Origin of the sequence: Burkholderia sp. SJZ089 (assembly GCF_007828315.1) — a bacterium.
Taxonomy (GTDB): domain Bacteria; phylum Pseudomonadota; class Gammaproteobacteria; order Burkholderiales; family Burkholderiaceae; genus Burkholderia; species Burkholderia gladioli.
On the sequence record NZ_VIUM01000012.1, the window covers coordinates 182,647 to 199,819 of the forward strand.

The window sequence follows — 17,173 nt, forward strand, 5'->3', positions numbered from 1 at the left end:
TCAGGGATGGTAGAGACGATGTTGAAGAATATAGGCCCAGACGGCGACGGGCACGTGTTCGGCCTGAGCGTCGGGGACTTGGGCGCGACGCGCGATGCATTCGCGCAGATGCGCGCGGATATCGGTGGCGGCGATATCGAAGGCGAGCGTGGTATCGACCAGCACGCGGCCGGCCGGGCTCGCTTGCAGCTCGGCCGCCTCGGCGCGGCGCGCGGCGATTTCGGCGGCCACCACGGGCGGCGCCGCCGACAGCTCGAAGCCGGGCCGCGTGGCCACGCACAGGTGAGCCAGCTCGAACAGGCGCCGCCAGTCGCGCCAGGTATCGAGCCGCACCAGTTGGTCGGCGCCGATCACCAGCGACAGCGAGGCCTCGGGGCCGACCCGCTCGCGCCAGCGCAGCAGCGTCTCGGCGGTATAGGTCGGGCCTTCGTGCTCGATCTCGTCGGTGGCCACCGTCACCTGCGTGCCGGGCAGCGCCAGCGAGGCGGCCGCGGCGCGCGTCATCGCCAGCCGGTGCCCGGCGGCCGACACGTCGCGCTTCTGGTAAGGCTGGCCGGCCGGCATCAGCACCAGCTCGGTCAGCCCCAGCACCTCGGCGAAACGACGCGCGAGCGCGAGATGCCCGTCGTGGATCGGGTCGAAGGTGCCGCCGAGGATGCCGATCCGGCGCGGCAGCGGAGTCGGTCGAGCTTGGGTATCCAGAACGGGTCCTTTTCGGTCGGGGCTTTCCATGGGAACGGGCGAGCGGCTCACAGCCAGTCGCGCGGCACCAGGAAATCGCTGTACAGGCGCGCCTCCGGCGTGCCCGGCTCGGGCTGCCAGTCGTAGCGCCAGCTCGCCAGCGGCGGCATCGACATCAGGATCGACTCGGTGCGCCCGCCGCTTTGCAGGCCGAACAGGGTGCCGCGATCGAACACCAGGTTGAACTCGACGTAGCGGCCGCGCCGGTAGGCCTGGAACTCGCGCTCGCGCTCGCCGTAGGGCGTGTCGCGGCGGCGTTCGACGATCGGCAGGTAGGCGGCGAGGAAGGCGTCGCCCACGCCCCGCATCAGTTCGAACGAGCGCTCGAAGCCGGGCTCCGACAGGTCGTCGAAGAAGATCCCGCCGATGCCGCGCGTCTCGTTGCGGTGCTTGAGGAAGAAATACTCGTCGCACCAGGTCTTGAAGCGCGGGTAGTACTCGCCGCCGAACGGCGCCAGCGCATCGCGGCAGGCCGCGTGGAAGTCGCGCGCGTCCTCCTCGTAGCCGTATACGGGCGTGAGGTCCATGCCGCCGCCGAACCAGAAGATCGGCGCCTCGCCGGCCTTGGTGGCCACGAACATGCGCACGTTCATGTGCACGGTCGGGCAATGCGGGTTGCGCGGATGCAGCACCAGCGACACGCCGAGCGCCTCGAAACCGCGCCCGGCCAGTTGCGGGCGCGCCGCGCTCGCCGAGGGCGGCAACGCGTCGCCGGAGACGTCCGAGAAGCCGATTCCCGCGCGCTCGAAGAACGCGCCGTTCTCGAGGATGCGCGTGCAACCGCCGCCGCGCAGACGCTCCTCGGGCCCGCGCCGCCACGCGTGCGTGGCCAGCGGCGTGCCGTCGAAGGCGCCGAGCGCGTCGGCGATGCGGGACTGCAGCGTTTCCAGATAGGCGCGTACGCGCTGCGTGTCGAAAGTCGAATCGGTGCTCATGGCTTCGGAAAGGGGGCGCGGACGATGCGGCGCGGATATCGATTGCCGGATTGTAGACCTTCCGCCGGCAGCGGCCAGGCGCGCGCGGCGCGCCATGAAAAACGCCGCCCGGCACGGATGCCGGGCGGCGCGCTCGGGCCTCAGCCCTGCTTGCGGTTCAGCGCGCGATGGCCGATGTCGCGGCGGTACTGCATGCCTTCGAAGTTGATCTGGTTGATCGCGTCGTAGGCGGCCTGCTGCGCGCCGCGCACCGAGTCCGACAGGCCCACCACGCACAGCACGCGGCCGCCCGAGGTGACCAGCTTGTCGCCGTCGAAGCTGGTGCCGGCGTGGAAGGTCACCGAATGGCCGTTTTCCTCGGGGATGTCGTTGATGCGATCGCCCTTGCGCGGCGCGTCGGGGTAGCCGTGCGCGGCCAGCACCACGCCCAGCGCGGTGCGGCGGTCCCATTCGAGCTCGACCGTGTCGAGCGTGCCGGCGATCGCCTGCTCGACCACCTTCGAGAAATCGCTCTTCAGGCGCGCCATGATCGGCTGGGTTTCCGGGTCGCCCATCCGGCAGTTGAATTCCAGCGTGCGCGGATTGCCGTCCTTGTCGATCATCAGGCCGGCGTAGAGGAAGCCGGTGAAGCGGATGCCGTCGTTCTCCATGCCGCGCACGGTCGGCATGATGATCTCGCGCATCACGCGCGCGTGCATCTGCGGCGTGACGATCGGCGCGGGCGAGTAGGCGCCCATGCCGCCCGTGTTGGGGCCGCGGTCGCCGTCGAGCAGGCGCTTGTGGTCCTGGCTGGAGGCCAGCGCCAGCGCATGCTTGCCGTCCACCATCACGATGAAGCTGGCTTCCTCGCCGTCGAGGAATTCCTCGATCACCACGCGCGCGCCGGCGTCGCCGAGCTTGTTGCCCGACAGCATCATGTCGACCGCCTCGTGCGCCTCCTCCAGCGACATCGCCACCACCACGCCCTTGCCGGCGGCCAGGCCGTCGGCCTTGACCACGATCGGGGCGCCCTTGGCGTCGATGTAGGCATGCGCGGCGGCCGCCTCGGTGAAGGTCTCGTATTCGGCGGTGGGGATCCCGTGACGCTTCATGAACGCCTTGGCGAAGTCCTTCGAGCTCTCGAGCTGCGCCGCCTCCTTGGTCGGGCCGAACACCTTCAGTCCGCGCTGGCGGAAGTGGTTGACGATGCCGGCCGCCAGCGGCGCTTCCGGGCCGACCAGGGTGAAGGCGACCTGCTCGTTCTCGGCGAAATCGGCGAGATCGTCGAGCGAGCTCAGCTCGATGTTCTTCAGGCGCGCATCCTGCGCGGTGCCGCCGTTGCCGGGCGCAACGTAGACGGTCTGAACGCGCGGCGACTGGGCGAGCTTCCAGGCGAGCGCATGTTCGCGGCCGCCGGAGCCGACGACGAGTAGTTTCATGGGATTCCCCGCAGACTAGAAAATAGGGCGGCCGGCGCGCGTCGAGCGGGCCGGCCGCGGAACCTGGCGGTGGCCGCCTTTCACGCGAAAGACGGGCCGGTTCGCGTTCATTCGTCGACGATGAGCGCGTTGGTGTAGACCTCTTGCACGTCGTCGAGGTCCTCGAGCACGTCGAGCAGCTTCTGCATCTTGACGGCGTCGTCGCCGCTGAACTCGACCTCGTTCTGCGGCTTCATGGTCACCTCGGCCAGCTCGGCTTTGAAACCGGCCGCTTCCAGCGCGTCCTTCACCTTCGAGAATTCCTGCCAGTCGCACAGCACCTCGATGCTGCCGTCCTCGTTGGTGCTGACGTCGTCGGCGCCGGCCTCGAGCGCGGCTTCCATCAGCGCGTCCTCCGAAGTGCCGGGGGCGAACAGGAACTGGCCGACGTGATCGAACATGAAGGCCACCGAGCCGTCGGTGCCCATGTTGCCGCCGTACTTCGAGAACGCGTGGCGGACTTCCGCGACGGTGCGCACGCGGTTGTCGGTCATGGTGTCGACGATGATCGCCGCGCCGCCGATGCCGTAGCCCTCGTAGCGGATTTCCTCGTAGTTCGCGCCGTCCGCGCCGCCCACGCCGCGATCGATCGCGCGCTTGACGTTGTCCTTCGGCATGTTGGCGTCGGCCGCCTTGTCGACCGCCAGGCGCAGGCGCGGGTTCGAGTTCGCGTCGCCGCCGCCCAGGCGGGCCGCCACCTGGATTTCCTTGATCAGGCGCGTCCAGACCTTGCCGCGCTTGGCGTCGGCCGCTGCCTTCTTATGCTTGATGTTGGCCCATTTGGAATGACCAGCCATACCAGTTCTCCGTCACCCGCGCCGTGCGGCGGGCATGTCTTAAGCGATGTGTTGCGGGGCGCCCGGTGGCGCCGCCGCGAGATGTCCCGGCTTCGCGTCCCGCCCGCGCGCATCGGGGCGGCGGGATCGGCGCGGCCCTGGCCGGGCCACGGACGCGAAGCAGGCGATTTTACCATGCGGCGAAGCGCGCGCCGGGCGCCGCGCACGGGGTGGGCCGCGGCGGCTTCGGCGCCCCGGATGCGGGGCGGGGGCGGCGCGAGGAGGATGGCGAGGCGGCGCGCTCGGCCGGCGGGCTTGTCCCTTGTCCCTTGCCCTTGTCCCGCCGCGCGGCGGGACGGGACGGCGGGCAAGGGCGATGCGCCTAGTTCTTGGTGCCGAACAGGCGGTCGCCGGCGTCGCCCAGGCCCGGGATGATGTAGGCGTGCTCGTTCAGGTGCGAATCGAGCGAGGCGACATAGACCTTCACGTCCGGATGCGCCTGGCGGAACACCTCGATGCCCTCGGGCGCGGCCACCAGGGCCAGGAACGAGATCCGCTCGCCGGGCACGTTGCGGCGCTTGAGCACGTCCACCGCGTGCACCGCCGAGTAGCCGGTGGCGATCATCGGGTCGCACAGGATGAAGTTGCGGTCTTCCAGGTCGGGCAGGCGCACCAGGTATTCCACCGGGCGGTGGTCGTCGGCGCGGAACACGCCGATATGGCCCACGCGCGCCGAGGGCACCAGGTCGAGCAGGCCGTCGGACATGCCGATGCCGGCGCGCAGCACCGGCACGATCGCCAGCTTCTTGCCGGCGATCACCGGCGCGTCGATCTCGACCAGCGGGGTTTCGACCCGTTTGGTGGTGATCGGCAGGTTGCGGGTGATCTCGTAGCCCATCAGCATCGTGATCTCGCGCAGCAGCTCGCGGAAGGTGCGCGTGGACGTGTCCTTGTCGCGCATGTGCGTGAGCTTGTGCTGGATCAGCGGGTGATCGAGGATGAAGAGGTTCGGAAAGCGGCTGTCCTGGGTCATGACGGGCGGCGTGCGGCAGAAAGAGGGATCGTCTGGTTCGGGCGCGCGGCGCGCATGGCGCCGGCTCGGTGACGCAAGTTTACCGAAGATGGCGGCCGCGATCCGGATATTATCGACCTCTCTCGCGCGGCGAGCCCGCCGGTGGTCCGGCAAGGCCGCCCGCGCCCGGCTCGCGCCGGCATGCGGGGCGGCCGGCGCGGCGGCCCCGGGCCGGCGGCGACGCGCTCCGGAGCGGCCGCGGCCGCCCACTGACTGCAAGGACAGGCTCGAATGGATCTCGGCATCGCAGGACGGACCGCGCTGGTATGCGCGGCCAGCAAGGGACTCGGACGCGGCTGCGCTCAGGCGCTGGCCGCCGAGGGCGTGAAGCTCGTGATCGTGGCGCGCACCCAGGAGACGCTCGACGCCACCGCCGAGGCGATTCGCCAGTCGACCGGCGCCGAGGTCACCGCGGTGGCCTGCGACATCACCACCGCGGCCGGGCGCGAGGCGGCGCTGGCCGCCTGCCCGCAGCCCGACATCCTGGTCACCAATGCCGGCGGGCCGCCGCCGGGCGACTTCCGCGATTTCTCGCGCGACGACTGGATCCGCGCCGTCGACGCCAACATGCTCACGCCGATCGAGCTGATCCGCGCCACCGTGGACGGCATGATCGCGCGCCGCTTCGGGCGCATCGTCAACGTCACCAGCTCGGCCGTGAAGGCGCCGATCGACGTGCTGGCGCTGTCCAACGGCGCGCGCTCGGGGCTCACCGGCTTCGTGGCGGGGCTCTCGCGCAAGGTGGTCGAGCACAACGTGACGATCAACAACCTGCTGCCGGGCCTGTTCGACACCGATCGCATCAAGACCACCCTGGCGGCCTCGGCCAAGGCTTCCGGCACCAGCGTGGACGAGGTACGCGCGCGCCGCACTCAGGAGATTCCGGCGCGCCGGCTCGGCCAGCCCGACGAGTTCGGCGCGGCCTGCGCCTTCCTGTGCAGCGCGCATGCCGGCTACATCACCGGCCAGAACTGGCTGATCGACGGCGGTGCCTACCCCGGCACGTTCTGAAGCTTGGCGGCCGGCGGCGTGCCGCCGGCCCTGTTTCCACCCACGAGGATTCACCCGCATGGAAGCACCCCGGATCGCGCTGATCGCGCACGATGCGAAGAAGGACGAAATCGTCGCGCTGACGGGCGCCTATCGCGACACGCTCGCGCAATGCACGCTGGTGGCCACCGGCACCACCGGCAGCCGGATCGCCAGCGCCCACGGGCTGGAGGTGGAGCGCAAGCTGTCGGGGCCGCTGGGCGGCGACCAGCAGATCGGCGCCGAGCTGGCCTCGGGCCGCGTCCACATGGTCATCTTCCTGCGCGACCCGATGACGGCGCAGCCCCACGACCCCGATATCAACGCCCTGGTGCGCGTGTGCGACGTGCACGACGTGCCGGTGGCCACCAACGTGGCCACCGCGCGGGTGTTGCTCGACACGCTCACGCGCACGCTGGCGAAGGGCTGAGCGCGGGCCGGGGCGCGGCCGATTCGGCGGCGGCCGCCCCGGTCGCGCCCGCACGAACCGGAGCGGTTCCCGCCGAGCCTCAGTTGGCCTGCTGGATCAGCAGGGTGGCCTGGCCGCTGTTGTCGGAGCAAACGTCATCGGACGTGTAGGCCCACAGGTTGGCGTTGCCGCTGCCGCCCACATCGACGACGATTGGCTGCTGCCTGACGGACACGCCCCAGCGAGCGTTCCCCCAGCCGCCCTGGACAATCACGCCATCGATCAGGCAGCCGGGGGTGACGTTGCCGCCGGAGCAGCTCATGCTGTCGCTCGAGAGCGACATGACGTAGCGTCCCGGCGCCAGTTGGAAGGTCGCCGGCGCGCCGTACGGCGAATTCGGGTTGAGCGCGCCCTGGATGCAGTTCTGCCTGGCGTCGATCGTGATCGAGGTGGCCGCGTTGGCGGAAACCGACGCGAGGGCGAGGAGGAAGGTGGAAATGATGGGCATGCGCATGGCTCGGATCCTTTGTTATTGGTTGAATATGCAGCATCTTGACAAGTCGGCGCGGCTCGGCCGACCAGATCGTTAACGACGTGAACGCGTCGAACTTGACGTATTCGTGTGAATAATTCGGCGCGGGGCCGCCGCTCTCGCCGCGCCTGCCCGGCCCACCGCCTGCAAGGAATCCGCCAACGCGCGAGAATCATGCGTCCCGTCGCCAGACAGCCGGATTCCCTGAACATCCAACCCAGGAGTAGCACGCATGCCGAAAGCAATCCGTTACGACCAGCCGGGCGGTCCGGAGGTGATGAAGTGGGTCGAGGTCGAGGTCGGCGAGCCGAAGGCCGGCGAGGTGCGCGTCAAGCATCACGCGGTCGGGCTCAACTACATCGACGTTTACTTCCGCAACGGCCTCTACCCGCAGCCGCTGCCGGGCGGGCTGGGGCAGGAGGGCGCCGGCGAGGTGGTGGCGGTCGGCGAGGGCGTGAGCGCCTTCAAGCCAGGCGATCGCGTGGCCTACACCGGCGTGCCGCCGGGCTCCTATGCCGAGGAACGGGTGCTGCCGGCCGACAAGCTGGTCAAGCTGCCCGATGCGATCGGCTACGAGGATGCCGCCTCGCTGATGCTGCAGGGCCTGACCGCGCACTACCTGCTGCGCCGCACCTACCCGGTCAAGCCGGGCGACACCATCGTGATCCACGCGGCCGCGGGCGGCGTCGGGCTGCTGGTCTGCCAGTGGGCCAAGGCGCTCGGCGCGACCGTGATCGGCACCGTCGGCTCGGACGAGAAGGCGGAGCTGGCGCGCGCCTTCGGCTGCGACCACCCGGTGGTCTACACGCGCGAGAACCTGGCCGAGCGCGTCAAGGCGATCACCCACGGCGCGGGCGTGCCGGTGGTCTACGACTCGATCGGCAAGGACACCTACCTGCAGTCGCTCGACAGCCTCGCGCCGCTGGGCCTGTTCGTCAGCTTCGGCAATGCCTCGGGCCCGCTGCCGGCGATCGACTCGAAGGAATTCTCCTCGCGCGGCTCGCTGTTCTTCACGCGGCCCACGCTGTTTACCTACATCGCCAAGCGCGCCGACCTCGAACAGGGCGCGGCCGAATTGTTCGAGGCGGTCGGCTCGGGCAAGGTCAGGACCAACGTGCGCCAGCGCTACCCGCTGGCGCGCGTGGCCGATGCGCATCGCGATCTCGAGGCGCGCCGCACCACGGGCTCGACCATCCTGCTGCCCTGAGTCTCGCCCGGCTTCCCTCGTCGTTCCCGCACGCGCGCCGCCCGGCGCGCGCGTTTCGCGGTGGCAGGCCCCTGCCGCCGTGCTTCTGACCCACCCGCCCGCGCTGTTTCCGCCGCCTCTCCCGCTCCGTCCCCGCCCCGCGTTTACGCGTTTTTTACACGCCCGCTCCGAGCTTTGACCCGCCCTTTACGCGCATTCCCATAAGGTTGCATCCGTTCGAACAGGAACACGGAGAACACAACAATGGATGCGCTGTACGTAGGCGGTCTCGCACTGTTTTCGGTGCTGATCGTCGCGCTCGTCGCGGGGTGCGACAAGCTCTCGCAATATGGTCGCGGGGGGCGTCAATGAACTGGATGCTGTGGCTCGCGGGGCTGTCGACCGCGCTGTTGTTCGCTTATCTGGTCTACGCGCTGCTGCGCGCGGAGGATATCGAATGAATGCGAACAACCTCTTGCAGGCGGGGATCTTCCTCGTCGTGCTGCTGGCGCTGGCGGTGCCCGTCGCCGGCTACCTGACGCGCGTGATGGATGGCTCCTCGCGCGTGCTGCGCGTGTTCGGCCCGCTCGAACGCGCCTTGTTCCGGATCGCCGGGGTCGATGCCGGCGCCGAGATGTCGTGGAAGCAGTACGCGCTGGCGGCGATCGCCTTCAACGTGCTGGGCGTGTTCTTCCTCTACCTGCTGCTGCGCATCCAGCAATGGCTGCCCGGCAACCCGCAGCAGTTCGCGCCGATGACGGTGGACGGCGCCTTCAATACCGCGGTCAGCTTCGTCACCAACACCAACTGGCAGGACTACTCGCCCGAGCAGACGGTCAGCTACCTGACCCAGATGCTGGGCCTGACAGTGCAGAACTTCCTGTCGGCGGCCACCGGGATCGTGGTGGTGGTCGCGCTGATCCGCGGCTTCGCTCGCCATACCGCGAAGACCATCGGCAACTTCTGGGTCGACCTCACGCGCGTGACGCTCTACGTGCTGGTGCCGATGTCGATGGTGGTGGCGGGCCTGCTGATGAGCCAGGGCGTGATCCAGAACTTCCGCGCCTATACCGACGTGCCGACCCTGCAGGCCAGCAGCTACCAGGCGCCCAAGCTCGACGCGCAGGGCAACCCGGTCAAGGACGACAAGGGCAATCCGGTGACGGTGGCCACGCCGCTCAAGACGCAGACCATCGCGATGGGCCCGGTCGCCTCGCAGGAGGCGATCAAGATGCTCGGCACCAACGGCGGCGGCTTCTTCAACGGCAATTCGGCGCACCCGTTCGAGAACCCGACGCCGTTCTCGAACTTCGTGCAGATCCTCTCGATCCTGATCCTGCCGGCCGCGCTCTGCCTGGTGTTCGGCCGCATGATCGGCGACCGTCGACAAGGCGTGGCGGTGCTCGCGGCGATGACGGTGGCCTTCGCGGTGGCGGTGGGCATCGAGGCCGGTTCCGAGCAGCGCGGCAACCCGACCTTCAGCGCGCTGCACGTCGACCAGTCGTCCGGCGCACTGCAGGCCGGCGGCAACATGGAAGGCAAGGAAACCCGCTTCGGCATCGCCCAGACCAGCCTGTTCGTGGTGGCGACCACGGCCGCCTCGTGCGGCGCGGTGGACGGCGCGCACGACTCGCTGACGCCGGTCGGCGGCCTGGTGCCGATGCTGCTGATCCAGCTCGGCGAGGTGATCTTCGGCGGAGTCGGCTCGGGCCTGTACGGGATGCTGGTGTTCGCGCTGCTGGCGGTGTTCGTGGCGGGCCTGATGATCGGCCGCACGCCCGAGTACGTCGGCAAGAAGATCGAGTCCTACGAGATGAAGATGGTGTCGATCGTGGTGCTGCTCACGCCGCTGCTGGTGCTGGTGGGCACCTCGATCGCGGTGCTCGCCGACGCGGGCCGCGCAGGGATCGCCAACCCGGGCCCGCACGGTTTCTCGGAGATCCTCTATGCGTTCAGCTCGGCGGCCAACAACAACGGCAGTGCGTTCGCCGGCCTCACGGTGAGCACGCCGTTCTACAACTGGCTGACGGCGATCGCGATGTGGTTCGGCCGTTTCGGCACGATCGTGCCGGTGCTGGCGATCGCCGGCTCGCTGGCGGCCAAGAAGCGCATCGCCGCCACCAGCGGCACGCTGCCCACGCACGGCCCGCTGTTCGTGGTGCTGCTGCTGGGCTCGGTGCTGCTGGTGGGCGCGCTCACCTACGTGCCGGCGCTCGCGCTCGGCCCCGGCGTCGAGCATCTGATGCTGTTCTCGGGCAGCCATTGAGAACGCGCCCGGGCAGGGCGGCCGCGCGCCGCCGCCCTGCCGCCGGGGCGAAACCACGCGACACAGGCAACAGGAACACGGGAAACAAGGTATCCGCGCATCGTCCGCGATGCCATCGAGGATCACGATGAATCAACATTCCGCTACACGATCGATGTTCGACCCGGCGCTGCTGCGCCCGGCGATCGTCGAGTCGTTCAAGAAACTCACGCCGCGCACGCAGTTCCGCAATCCGGTGATGTTCTGCGTCTACGTCGGCAGCGTGCTGACCACGATCCTCTGGATCGCGGCCCTGCTCGGCCAGGCCGAGGCGCCGGCCGGCTTCATCCTGGCGGTCACGCTGTGGCTCTGGTTCACGGTGCTGTTCGCGAACTTCGCCGAGGCGCTGGCCGAGGGCCGCTCGAAGGCCCAGGCGGCCTCGCTGCGCAGCGCCAAGAAGGATGTGATGGCCAAGAAGCTCAACGAGCCGCATCCGAAGTCGCCGATCCGCATCACCACCGCCAGCGAGCTGCGCCGCGGCGACGTGGTGCTGGTCGAGGCCGGCGACACCATTCCCGCCGACGGCGAGGTGGTCGACGGCGTGGCCTCGGTCGACGAATCGGCGATCACCGGCGAATCGGCGCCGGTGATCCGCGAATCGGGCGGCGACTTCTCCTCGGTGACGGGCGGCACGCGCGTGCTGTCCGACTGGATCGTGGTGAAGGTCACGGCCAACCCGGGCGAGGCCTTCCTCGACCGCATGATCGCCATGGTGGAAGGCGCCAAGCGCCAGAAGACGCCCAACGAGATCGCGCTGACCATCCTGCTGGTGGCGCTGACCATCGTGATGCTGCTGGCCACCGCCACGCTGCTGCCGTTCTCGATCTTCTCGGTCGACGCGATGAAGGCCGGCCACGTGGTGACCATCACCGCCCTGGTGGCGCTGCTGGTATGCCTGATCCCGACCACCATCGGCGGGCTGCTGTCCGCGATCGGCGTGGCCGGCATGAGCCGCATGATGCAGGCCAACGTGATCGCCACCTCGGGCCGCGCGGTCGAGGCGGCCGGCGACGTCGACGTGCTGCTGCTCGACAAGACCGGCACCATCACGCTCGGCAACCGCCAGGCGTCCGAGTTCCTGCCGGCTTCGGGCGTGACCGAAGAGGCGCTGGCCGATGCCGCGCAACTCTCCTCGCTGGCCGACGAGACCCCGGAAGGGCGCAGCATCGTGGTGCTGGCCAAGACCCGCTTCAACCTGCGCCAGCGCGACATGGCCGCCCTGCAGGCCACCTTCATCGGCTTCTCGGCGCAGACCCGCATGAGCGGCGTCGACCTGCCGGATCGCGAGATCCGCAAGGGCGCGGCCGATGCGATCCGCCAGTATGTGGAGATGCACGGCGCGCGTTTCCCCGAGGACGTGCGGCGCGCCGTCGACGAGGTGGCCCGCAAGGGCAGCACGCCGCTGGTGGTGGCCGAGCGCCAGGGCGGCGGCGCGCGCGTGCTGGGCGTGATCGAGCTGAAGGACATCGTCAAGGGCGGCATCAAGGAGCGCTTCGCCGAGCTGCGCAAGATGGGCATCAAGACCGTGATGGTGACCGGCGACAACCGCCTGACCGCGGCGGCGATCGCGGCCGAGGCCGGGGTCGACGACTTCCTCGCCGAGGCCACCCCCGAGACCAAGCTCGCGACGATCCGCGAGCACCAGTCGGCGGGCCGGCTGGTGGCGATGACGGGCGACGGTACCAACGACGCGCCGGCGCTGGCCCAGGCCGACGTGGCGGTGGCCATGAACACCGGCACCCAGGCGGCCAAGGAAGCCGGCAACATGGTCGACCTCGACTCGAATCCGACCAAGCTGATCGAGATCGTCGAGATCGGCAAGCAGATGCTGATGACGCGCGGCTCGCTGACCACCTTCTCGATCGCCAACGACGTCGCGAAGTATTTCGCGATCATCCCGGCGGCCTTCGCGACCACCTATCCGCAGCTCAATGCGCTGAATGTGATGCATCTGGCCACCCCGACCTCGGCCATCATGTCGGCGGTGATCTTCAACGCGCTGATCATCGTCGCGCTGATCCCGCTGGCGCTCAAGGGCGTGCGCTACCGCGCGCTCGGCGCGGCCACCCTGCTGCGCCGCAACCTGCTGGTCTACGGGCTCGGCGGGATCCTGGTGCCGTTCGTCGGCATCAAGCTGATCGACATCGTGCTCGCCGCCCTCGGCTGGGTATAAGGAAGCTTCGCCATGAAATCCATGTTTCGTCCGCTCGTCGTCCTGTTCGCGGTGCTGACCGCCGTCACGGGGCTCGTCTATCCGGCGGTGATGACCGCCTTCGGCTCGGTGGCCTTCCCGTCGCAGGCGGGCGGCAGCCTGATCGAGCAAAACGGCAGGACGGTCGGCTCCGCGCTGATCGGCCAGCCCTTCGATGCGCCGCGATACTTCTGGGGCCGCCTGTCGGCCACCAGCCCGATGCCGTACAACGCCCAGGGTTCGAGCGCCTCGAACCTCGGCCCGACCAACCCGGCGCTGGCCGACCAGGTCAAGGGCCGGCTCGACGCGCTCAAGGCGGCGGGCACCGACATGTCGCAGCCGGTGCCGGTCGACCTGGTGACCGCCTCGGGCAGCGGCCTGGACCCGGAGATCAGTCCGGCCGCGGCGGCCTACCAGGTCGAGCGCGTCGCGCGCGCGCGCGGCCTGTCGGCCGACGCGGTGCGCCAACTGGTCGACGCCAACACCAAGGGCCGCCAGTTCGGCCTGCTCGGCGAGCCGCGCGTGAACGTGCTGGCGCTGAACCTGGCCCTCGACTCGACGAAGTCCGCGCACTGACCTGACCGGCACGGACTTGCCTTGCGGCGCGGCACTCCCGCGCCGCCTTTTCTTTTTCCGGGATTTGGCACGACAATGAAGCGCCTCCCGACAACCGGCGCGCGCCAATCCGCATGAACCGTCCCGATCCCGACCAGCTTCTCGACAAGATCCAGCGCGAGGAGGAGAGGCAGCAGCGCGGCCGGCTGAAGATCTTCTTCGGCGCCTCGGCCGGCGTCGGCAAGACCTACGCGATGCTGCAGGCCGCCCGCGCGCGCGCCGACGAGGGCGTGGACGTGCTGGTGGGCATCGTCGAGACGCATGGGCGGCGCGAGACCGCGGCGCTGGTCGAGGGGCTCGAGCTGCTGCCGCCGCTGGCGGTCTCGCATCGCGGGCGCGAGCTGGCCGAGTTCGACCTCGACGCGGCGCTGGCGCGTCGTCCGCAATTGGTGCTGGTCGACGAGCTGGCCCATTCGAACCTGCCGGGCTCGCGCCACCTGAAGCGCTGGCAGGACGTGCACGAGCTGCTCGACGCCGGCATCGACGTCTACACCACGGTCAACGTCCAGCACCTGGAGAGCCTCAACGACGTGGTCGGCGCGATCACTGGCATCCGCGTCTGGGAGACCGTGCCCGATCGCGTGTTCGACGCGGCCGACGAGGTCACCCTGGTCGACCTGCCGGCCGAGGAACTGCTGGAGCGCATGCGCGACGGCAAGGTCTACATGGCGCAGCAGGCCGAGCGGGCGGTGCGCAACTTCTTCCGCAAGGGCAACCTGATCGCGCTGCGCGAGCTGGCGCTGCGCCGCACCGCCGATCGCGTCGACGCGCAGATGCGCGAATACCGCGCCGATCGCTCGATCGCGCGCATCTGGCAGGCGCGCGAGCGGCTACTGGTGTGCGTCGGGGCGGGCCCCGAGGCGCCCACCCTGGTGCGCGCGGCGGCGCGCCTGGCGGCCGGGCTGAAGGCCGACTGGATCGCCGTCTATGTCGAGACGCCGCGCTCGCAGCGGCTCGACGATGCGCGCCGGCGCCGCCCGCTCGATGCGCTCAAGCTGGCGGCCGAGCTCGGCGCCGAGACCGTGACGCTGGCCGGCGCCGACCCGGTGGCCGCGCTGATCGGTTATGCGCAGGTGCGCAACGTCTCCAAGCTGGTGGCCGGCGGCTCGCCGCGCACCGGCCTGCTGCGGCGCCTGGCGCGGCCGTTCGGCGAGCGGCTGGCCGAGCGTGCCGGCGATCTCGACCTGATGCTGCTGCGCACCTCGGCGCAGGACGACCCGCGCCACGGCGAGTCCGACGCGGGCGTGCGCGCCTGGCGCGAGGCCTTCTCGCGGCTGGCCGGCGAACGCTCGCCGCCGCGCCACTACGTGACGGCCGCGCTGATCTGCGCGGCCCTGACCGGCGTGGCCGCCATCGCGCAGGCGCGCCTGGACCTGACCAACCTGGTGATGCTCTACCTGCTCGGCGTGGTGTTCAGCGCGGTCAGGCTCGGGCGCGGACCGGGCGTGATGCAGTCCTTCCTGTCGGTGGCGGCCTTCGATTTCTTCTTCGTGCCGCCGCGCATGTCGCTGTCGGTCAGCGACACGCAGTACCTGCTGACCTTCTTCGGCATGCTGCTGACCTCGCTGGTGATCAGCCACCTGACCTCCAGCCTGACGCGCTCGGCCGGCGTGGCCGAGCGGCGCGAGCGGCGCACCGGCGCGATGTACGCGATGGCGCGCGAGCTGGCCGCCGCGCTCGCCGCCGAGCAGATCGTCGAGATCGGCAGCCGCCACGTGGCCGAGGTGTTCCGTGCGCGCGTGGCGATGCTGCTGCCCGACGGCGCCGACCAGGTGCGCCAGAAGATCGAGAATCCCGACGAGGCGGTGACGCTGACCGGCGCTTCGCTCGATACCGATGTCGGGCAGTGGGTCTATGACCAGCAGAAGCCGGCCGGGCGCGGCACCGACACGCTGCCGGCGGCACTGGCGCGCTACCTGCCGCTGAAGGCGCCGATGCGCACGCGCGGCGTGCTGGCGGTGGTCACGCAGGACAGCCGCGAGCTCGACGCGCCCGAGCAGCAGCGCATGCTCGATGCCTTCGCCGCGCAGATCGCGCTGGCGCTCGAGCGGGTGCATTACGTCGAGATCGCGCGCGACGCGCTGGTCAGCATGGAGTCGGAGCGGCTGCGCAATTCGCTCCTGTCGGCGATCTCGCACGACCTGCGCACGCCGTTGACCACCATCGTCGGGTTCTCGTCGATGCTGGCCGGCATGCATGCCGATGCGGCCAGGGCGAAGGCGGGCGCGGCGGCCGCGGCTCCGGCGGCCTTGCCGGCGGCGGCCGGCGGCAACGAGGCTGCCGCCGGCGACGGCGACCAGCCCGCCGACCGCGAGCACGAGCTGGTCGAGGCGATCCACGACGAGGCGCTGCGCATGACCGGCATCGTCACCAACCTGCTCGACATGGCGCGGCTGCAGGCCGGCAGCCTGCAGCTCAAGCGCCAGTGGTCGCTGCTGGAGGAGACGGTGGGCGCCGCGCTGGCGGCCTGCAAGCGCGTGCTGGCGCGGCACCCGGTGCAGGTGCGGCTGCCGGCCGACCTGCCGCTGCTGCAGACCGATGCGGTGCTGATGGAGCGGCTGTTCGCCAACCTGTTCGAGAACGCCGCCAAGTACACGCCGCCCGGCACGGGCCTGACGATCGGCGCCGAGGCGATCGAGGAGGACGGCAAGCCCTTCGTGCGCGTGAGCGTCGACGACCATGGCCCGGGCCTGCGCGCCGGCATGGAGGCGCGCATCTTCGACAAGTTCACGCGCGGCGAGAAGGAATCGGCCACGCCCGGCATCGGGCTGGGCCTGGCGATCTGCCGGGCGATCGTCGACGCGCACGGCGGTAGAATCGGCGCGCGCAACCGGCTCGCGCCGGACGGCTCGGTGGCCGGCGCGAGCTTTTGGTTCACGCTGCCGGTCGACGCGCCGCCGCCCGTGCCCGATGTCGACGAGGCCGACGCGATCGACGAGGCCGAGGACGTCGACGCGATCGACGCGCCCCGGCGCGACGACCAGGCCGCCGGCTCGCGCCATGTGCCCGGTGCCGCCGATGCCGGGGCGCCGCTTTCGCCATCCCCCAAGAATGCCGACCATGAGTGAACCGACGCTGACCGTCGTCCTGATCGAAGACGAAAAACAGATCCGCCGCTTCGTGCGCACCGCGCTCGAGGCCGAGGGCATCGCGGTGTTCGACGCGGAAACCGGCAAGCAGGGGCTGATCGAGACCGCCACGCGCAAGCCCGACCTGGTGATCGTCGATCTCGGCCTGCCCGATACCGACGGGCTGGACGTGATCCGCGAGCTGCGCGGGTGGTCCGAATTGCCGGTGATCGTGCTGTCGGCGCGCACGCGCGAGGACGAGAAGGTGGCCGCGCTCGACGCCGGCGCCGACGACTACCTGACCAAGCCGTTCGGCGTGTCCGAACTGCTGGCGCGGATCCGCGCCCACCTGCGTCGGCGCAACCTGGGCGGGGCCAACGACACGCCGAGCGTGAGCTTCGGCGCGGTCAAGGTCGACCTGGCGCTGCGCATCGTCACGCGCGGCGGCGAGCCGGTGCATCTCACGCCGCTCGAATACCGGCTGCTGGCCACCCTGGTGCGCCATGCCGGCCGCGTGCTGACCCACCGCCAGTTGCTGCGCGACGTGTGGGGGCCTTCGCATGTCGAGAGCCATCACTACCTGCGCATCTACATGGCGCATCTGCGCCAGAAGCTCGAGGCCGATCCGGCGCAGCCGGAGCACATCGTGACGGAAACCGGGGTGGGCTATCGGCTGGTCGGCGCGGCCTGAGCGTAGGCGATCGCTAGCGGGCAGGGCGCCAGGCGATGTTGCCCCGATTTTCCATCGACATCCCCTGTCGCCGGCAGGGGCGTCGCTGCCGTTTCGTAAGCACTTTGTTATAATCCGCAACTGCCCGGGACGCCCCGGCGCGTCAATTGAATCCACGGGGACGGCC

Annotated in this window: 15 protein-coding genes; 9 read left to right on the plus strand and 6 right to left on the minus strand. The window is 70.0% G+C overall.

What is annotated here, in order from left to right; all coding sequences use genetic code 11:
• The 5 genes from FB600_RS22530 to upp form a co-directional block, all read right to left on the minus strand.
• Complete coding sequence (locus FB600_RS22530; RefSeq protein WP_226285134.1) at positions 1 to 732, minus strand: nicotinate-nucleotide adenylyltransferase; 732 nt, start codon at positions 730 to 732, stop codon at positions 1 to 3.
• 17 nt (positions 733 to 749) lie between these two features.
• Positions 750 to 1,676 carry an oxygen-dependent coproporphyrinogen oxidase gene (gene hemF / locus FB600_RS22535; RefSeq protein WP_036035485.1) on the minus strand — a complete coding sequence of 309 codons (927 nt, stop codon included), beginning with the start codon at positions 1,674 to 1,676 and terminating at the stop codon, positions 750 to 752.
• Positions 1,677 to 1,816: 140 nt separating this feature from the next.
• Positions 1,817 to 3,094 (minus strand): phosphoribosylamine--glycine ligase, encoded by a 1,278-nt coding sequence (purD, locus tag FB600_RS22540; protein ID WP_013698910.1) that lies wholly within the window; start codon positions 3,092 to 3,094, stop codon positions 1,817 to 1,819.
• A 107-nt stretch (positions 3,095 to 3,201) separates the two neighbouring features.
• On the minus strand, positions 3,202 to 3,930 hold the full coding sequence (locus tag FB600_RS22545) for a YebC/PmpR family DNA-binding transcriptional regulator (RefSeq protein ID WP_145757368.1): 729 nt from the start codon (positions 3,928 to 3,930) through the stop codon (positions 3,202 to 3,204).
• Between the two features lie 361 nt (positions 3,931 to 4,291).
• A complete protein-coding gene (gene upp, locus FB600_RS22550) occupies positions 4,292 to 4,942 on the minus strand; it encodes a uracil phosphoribosyltransferase (protein WP_013698908.1) in 651 nt (216 codons plus the stop codon).
• Positions 4,943 to 5,212: 270 nt separating this feature from the next.
• On the opposite strand from upp, the gene FB600_RS22555 reads away from it, so the two are divergent.
• The gene (locus FB600_RS22555) at positions 5,213 to 5,992 is read left to right on the plus strand and encodes an SDR family oxidoreductase (protein ID WP_145757369.1); all 780 of its coding nucleotides are present in this window, start codon (positions 5,213 to 5,215) and stop codon (positions 5,990 to 5,992) included.
• Between the two features lie 58 nt (positions 5,993 to 6,050).
• Positions 6,051 to 6,440 (plus strand): methylglyoxal synthase, encoded by a 390-nt coding sequence (locus FB600_RS22560; protein ID WP_013698906.1) that lies wholly within the window; start codon positions 6,051 to 6,053, stop codon positions 6,438 to 6,440.
• A 79-nt stretch (positions 6,441 to 6,519) separates the two neighbouring features.
• Here FB600_RS22560 and FB600_RS22565 read toward each other — a convergent pair whose 3' ends face one another.
• Positions 6,520 to 6,933, minus strand: a complete 414-nt coding sequence (locus FB600_RS22565) for a hypothetical protein (protein WP_036049829.1) — start codon at positions 6,931 to 6,933, stop codon at positions 6,520 to 6,522.
• A gap of 250 nt (positions 6,934 to 7,183) precedes the next feature.
• On the opposite strand from FB600_RS22565, the gene FB600_RS22570 reads away from it, so the two are divergent.
• The 7 genes from FB600_RS22570 to kdpE all read left to right on the plus strand — a co-directional run bounded on the left by FB600_RS22570 (position 7,184) and on the right by kdpE (position 17,007).
• Positions 7,184 to 8,158, plus strand: a complete 975-nt coding sequence (locus FB600_RS22570) for a quinone oxidoreductase family protein (RefSeq protein ID WP_096750421.1) — start codon at positions 7,184 to 7,186, stop codon at positions 8,156 to 8,158.
• A gap of 347 nt (positions 8,159 to 8,505) precedes the next feature.
• On the plus strand, positions 8,506 to 8,598 hold the full coding sequence (gene kdpF, locus FB600_RS22575; protein ID WP_025096489.1) for a K(+)-transporting ATPase subunit F: 93 nt from the start codon (positions 8,506 to 8,508) through the stop codon (positions 8,596 to 8,598).
• Entirely contained in the window at positions 8,595 to 10,403 is a 1,809-nt protein-coding gene (gene kdpA, locus FB600_RS22580) for a potassium-transporting ATPase subunit KdpA (protein ID WP_096750422.1), read from the plus strand. The genes kdpF and kdpA overlap by 4 nt, the downstream gene beginning before the upstream one ends.
• A gap of 127 nt (positions 10,404 to 10,530) precedes the next feature.
• Positions 10,531 to 12,615 (plus strand): potassium-transporting ATPase subunit KdpB, encoded by a 2,085-nt coding sequence (gene kdpB, locus FB600_RS22585; protein WP_096750423.1) that lies wholly within the window; start codon positions 10,531 to 10,533, stop codon positions 12,613 to 12,615.
• A 12-nt stretch (positions 12,616 to 12,627) separates the two neighbouring features.
• Complete coding sequence (kdpC, locus tag FB600_RS22590; protein WP_036035469.1) at positions 12,628 to 13,209, plus strand: potassium-transporting ATPase subunit KdpC; 582 nt, start codon at positions 12,628 to 12,630, stop codon at positions 13,207 to 13,209.
• Positions 13,210 to 13,322: 113 nt separating this feature from the next.
• Complete coding sequence (locus FB600_RS22595) at positions 13,323 to 16,316, plus strand: sensor histidine kinase (protein ID WP_145757370.1); 2,994 nt, start codon at positions 13,323 to 13,325, stop codon at positions 16,314 to 16,316.
• Positions 16,309 to 17,007: a two-component system response regulator KdpE gene (gene kdpE, locus FB600_RS22600; protein WP_013698898.1), complete on the plus strand. Its 699-nt coding sequence runs from the start codon at positions 16,309 to 16,311 to the stop codon at positions 17,005 to 17,007. Before FB600_RS22595 ends, kdpE begins: the two co-directional genes overlap by 8 nt.
• Positions 17,008 to 17,173 lie beyond the last annotated feature (166 nt).

Bases quoted from the DNA above. Each gene is read 5' to 3' on its own strand.
- FB600_RS22530 (WP_226285134.1), bottom strand. From the start codon at position 732: ATGGAAAGCCCCGACCGAAAAGGACCCGTTCTGGATACCCAAGCTCGA.
- hemF (WP_036035485.1), bottom strand. From the start codon at position 1,676: ATGAGCACCGATTCGACTTTCGACACGCAGCGCGTACGCGCCTATCTG.
- purD (WP_013698910.1), bottom strand. From the start codon at position 3,094: ATGAAACTACTCGTCGTCGGCTCCGGCGGCCGCGAACATGCGCTCGCC.
- FB600_RS22545 (WP_145757368.1), bottom strand. From the start codon at position 3,930: ATGGCTGGTCATTCCAAATGGGCCAACATCAAGCATAAGAAGGCAGCG.
- upp (WP_013698908.1), bottom strand. From the start codon at position 4,942: ATGACCCAGGACAGCCGCTTTCCGAACCTCTTCATCCTCGATCACCCG.
- FB600_RS22555 (WP_145757369.1), top strand. From the start codon at position 5,213: ATGGATCTCGGCATCGCAGGACGGACCGCGCTGGTATGCGCGGCCAGC.
- FB600_RS22560 (WP_013698906.1), top strand. From the start codon at position 6,051: ATGGAAGCACCCCGGATCGCGCTGATCGCGCACGATGCGAAGAAGGAC.
- FB600_RS22565 (WP_036049829.1), bottom strand. From the start codon at position 6,933: ATGCGCATGCCCATCATTTCCACCTTCCTCCTCGCCCTCGCGTCGGTT.
- FB600_RS22570 (WP_096750421.1), top strand. From the start codon at position 7,184: ATGCCGAAAGCAATCCGTTACGACCAGCCGGGCGGTCCGGAGGTGATG.
- kdpF (WP_025096489.1), top strand. From the start codon at position 8,506: ATGAACTGGATGCTGTGGCTCGCGGGGCTGTCGACCGCGCTGTTGTTC.
- kdpA (WP_096750422.1), top strand. From the start codon at position 8,595: ATGAATGCGAACAACCTCTTGCAGGCGGGGATCTTCCTCGTCGTGCTG.
- kdpB (WP_096750423.1), top strand. From the start codon at position 10,531: ATGAATCAACATTCCGCTACACGATCGATGTTCGACCCGGCGCTGCTG.
- kdpC (WP_036035469.1), top strand. From the start codon at position 12,628: ATGAAATCCATGTTTCGTCCGCTCGTCGTCCTGTTCGCGGTGCTGACC.
- FB600_RS22595 (WP_145757370.1), top strand. From the start codon at position 13,323: ATGAACCGTCCCGATCCCGACCAGCTTCTCGACAAGATCCAGCGCGAG.
- kdpE (WP_013698898.1), top strand. From the start codon at position 16,309: ATGAGTGAACCGACGCTGACCGTCGTCCTGATCGAAGACGAAAAACAG.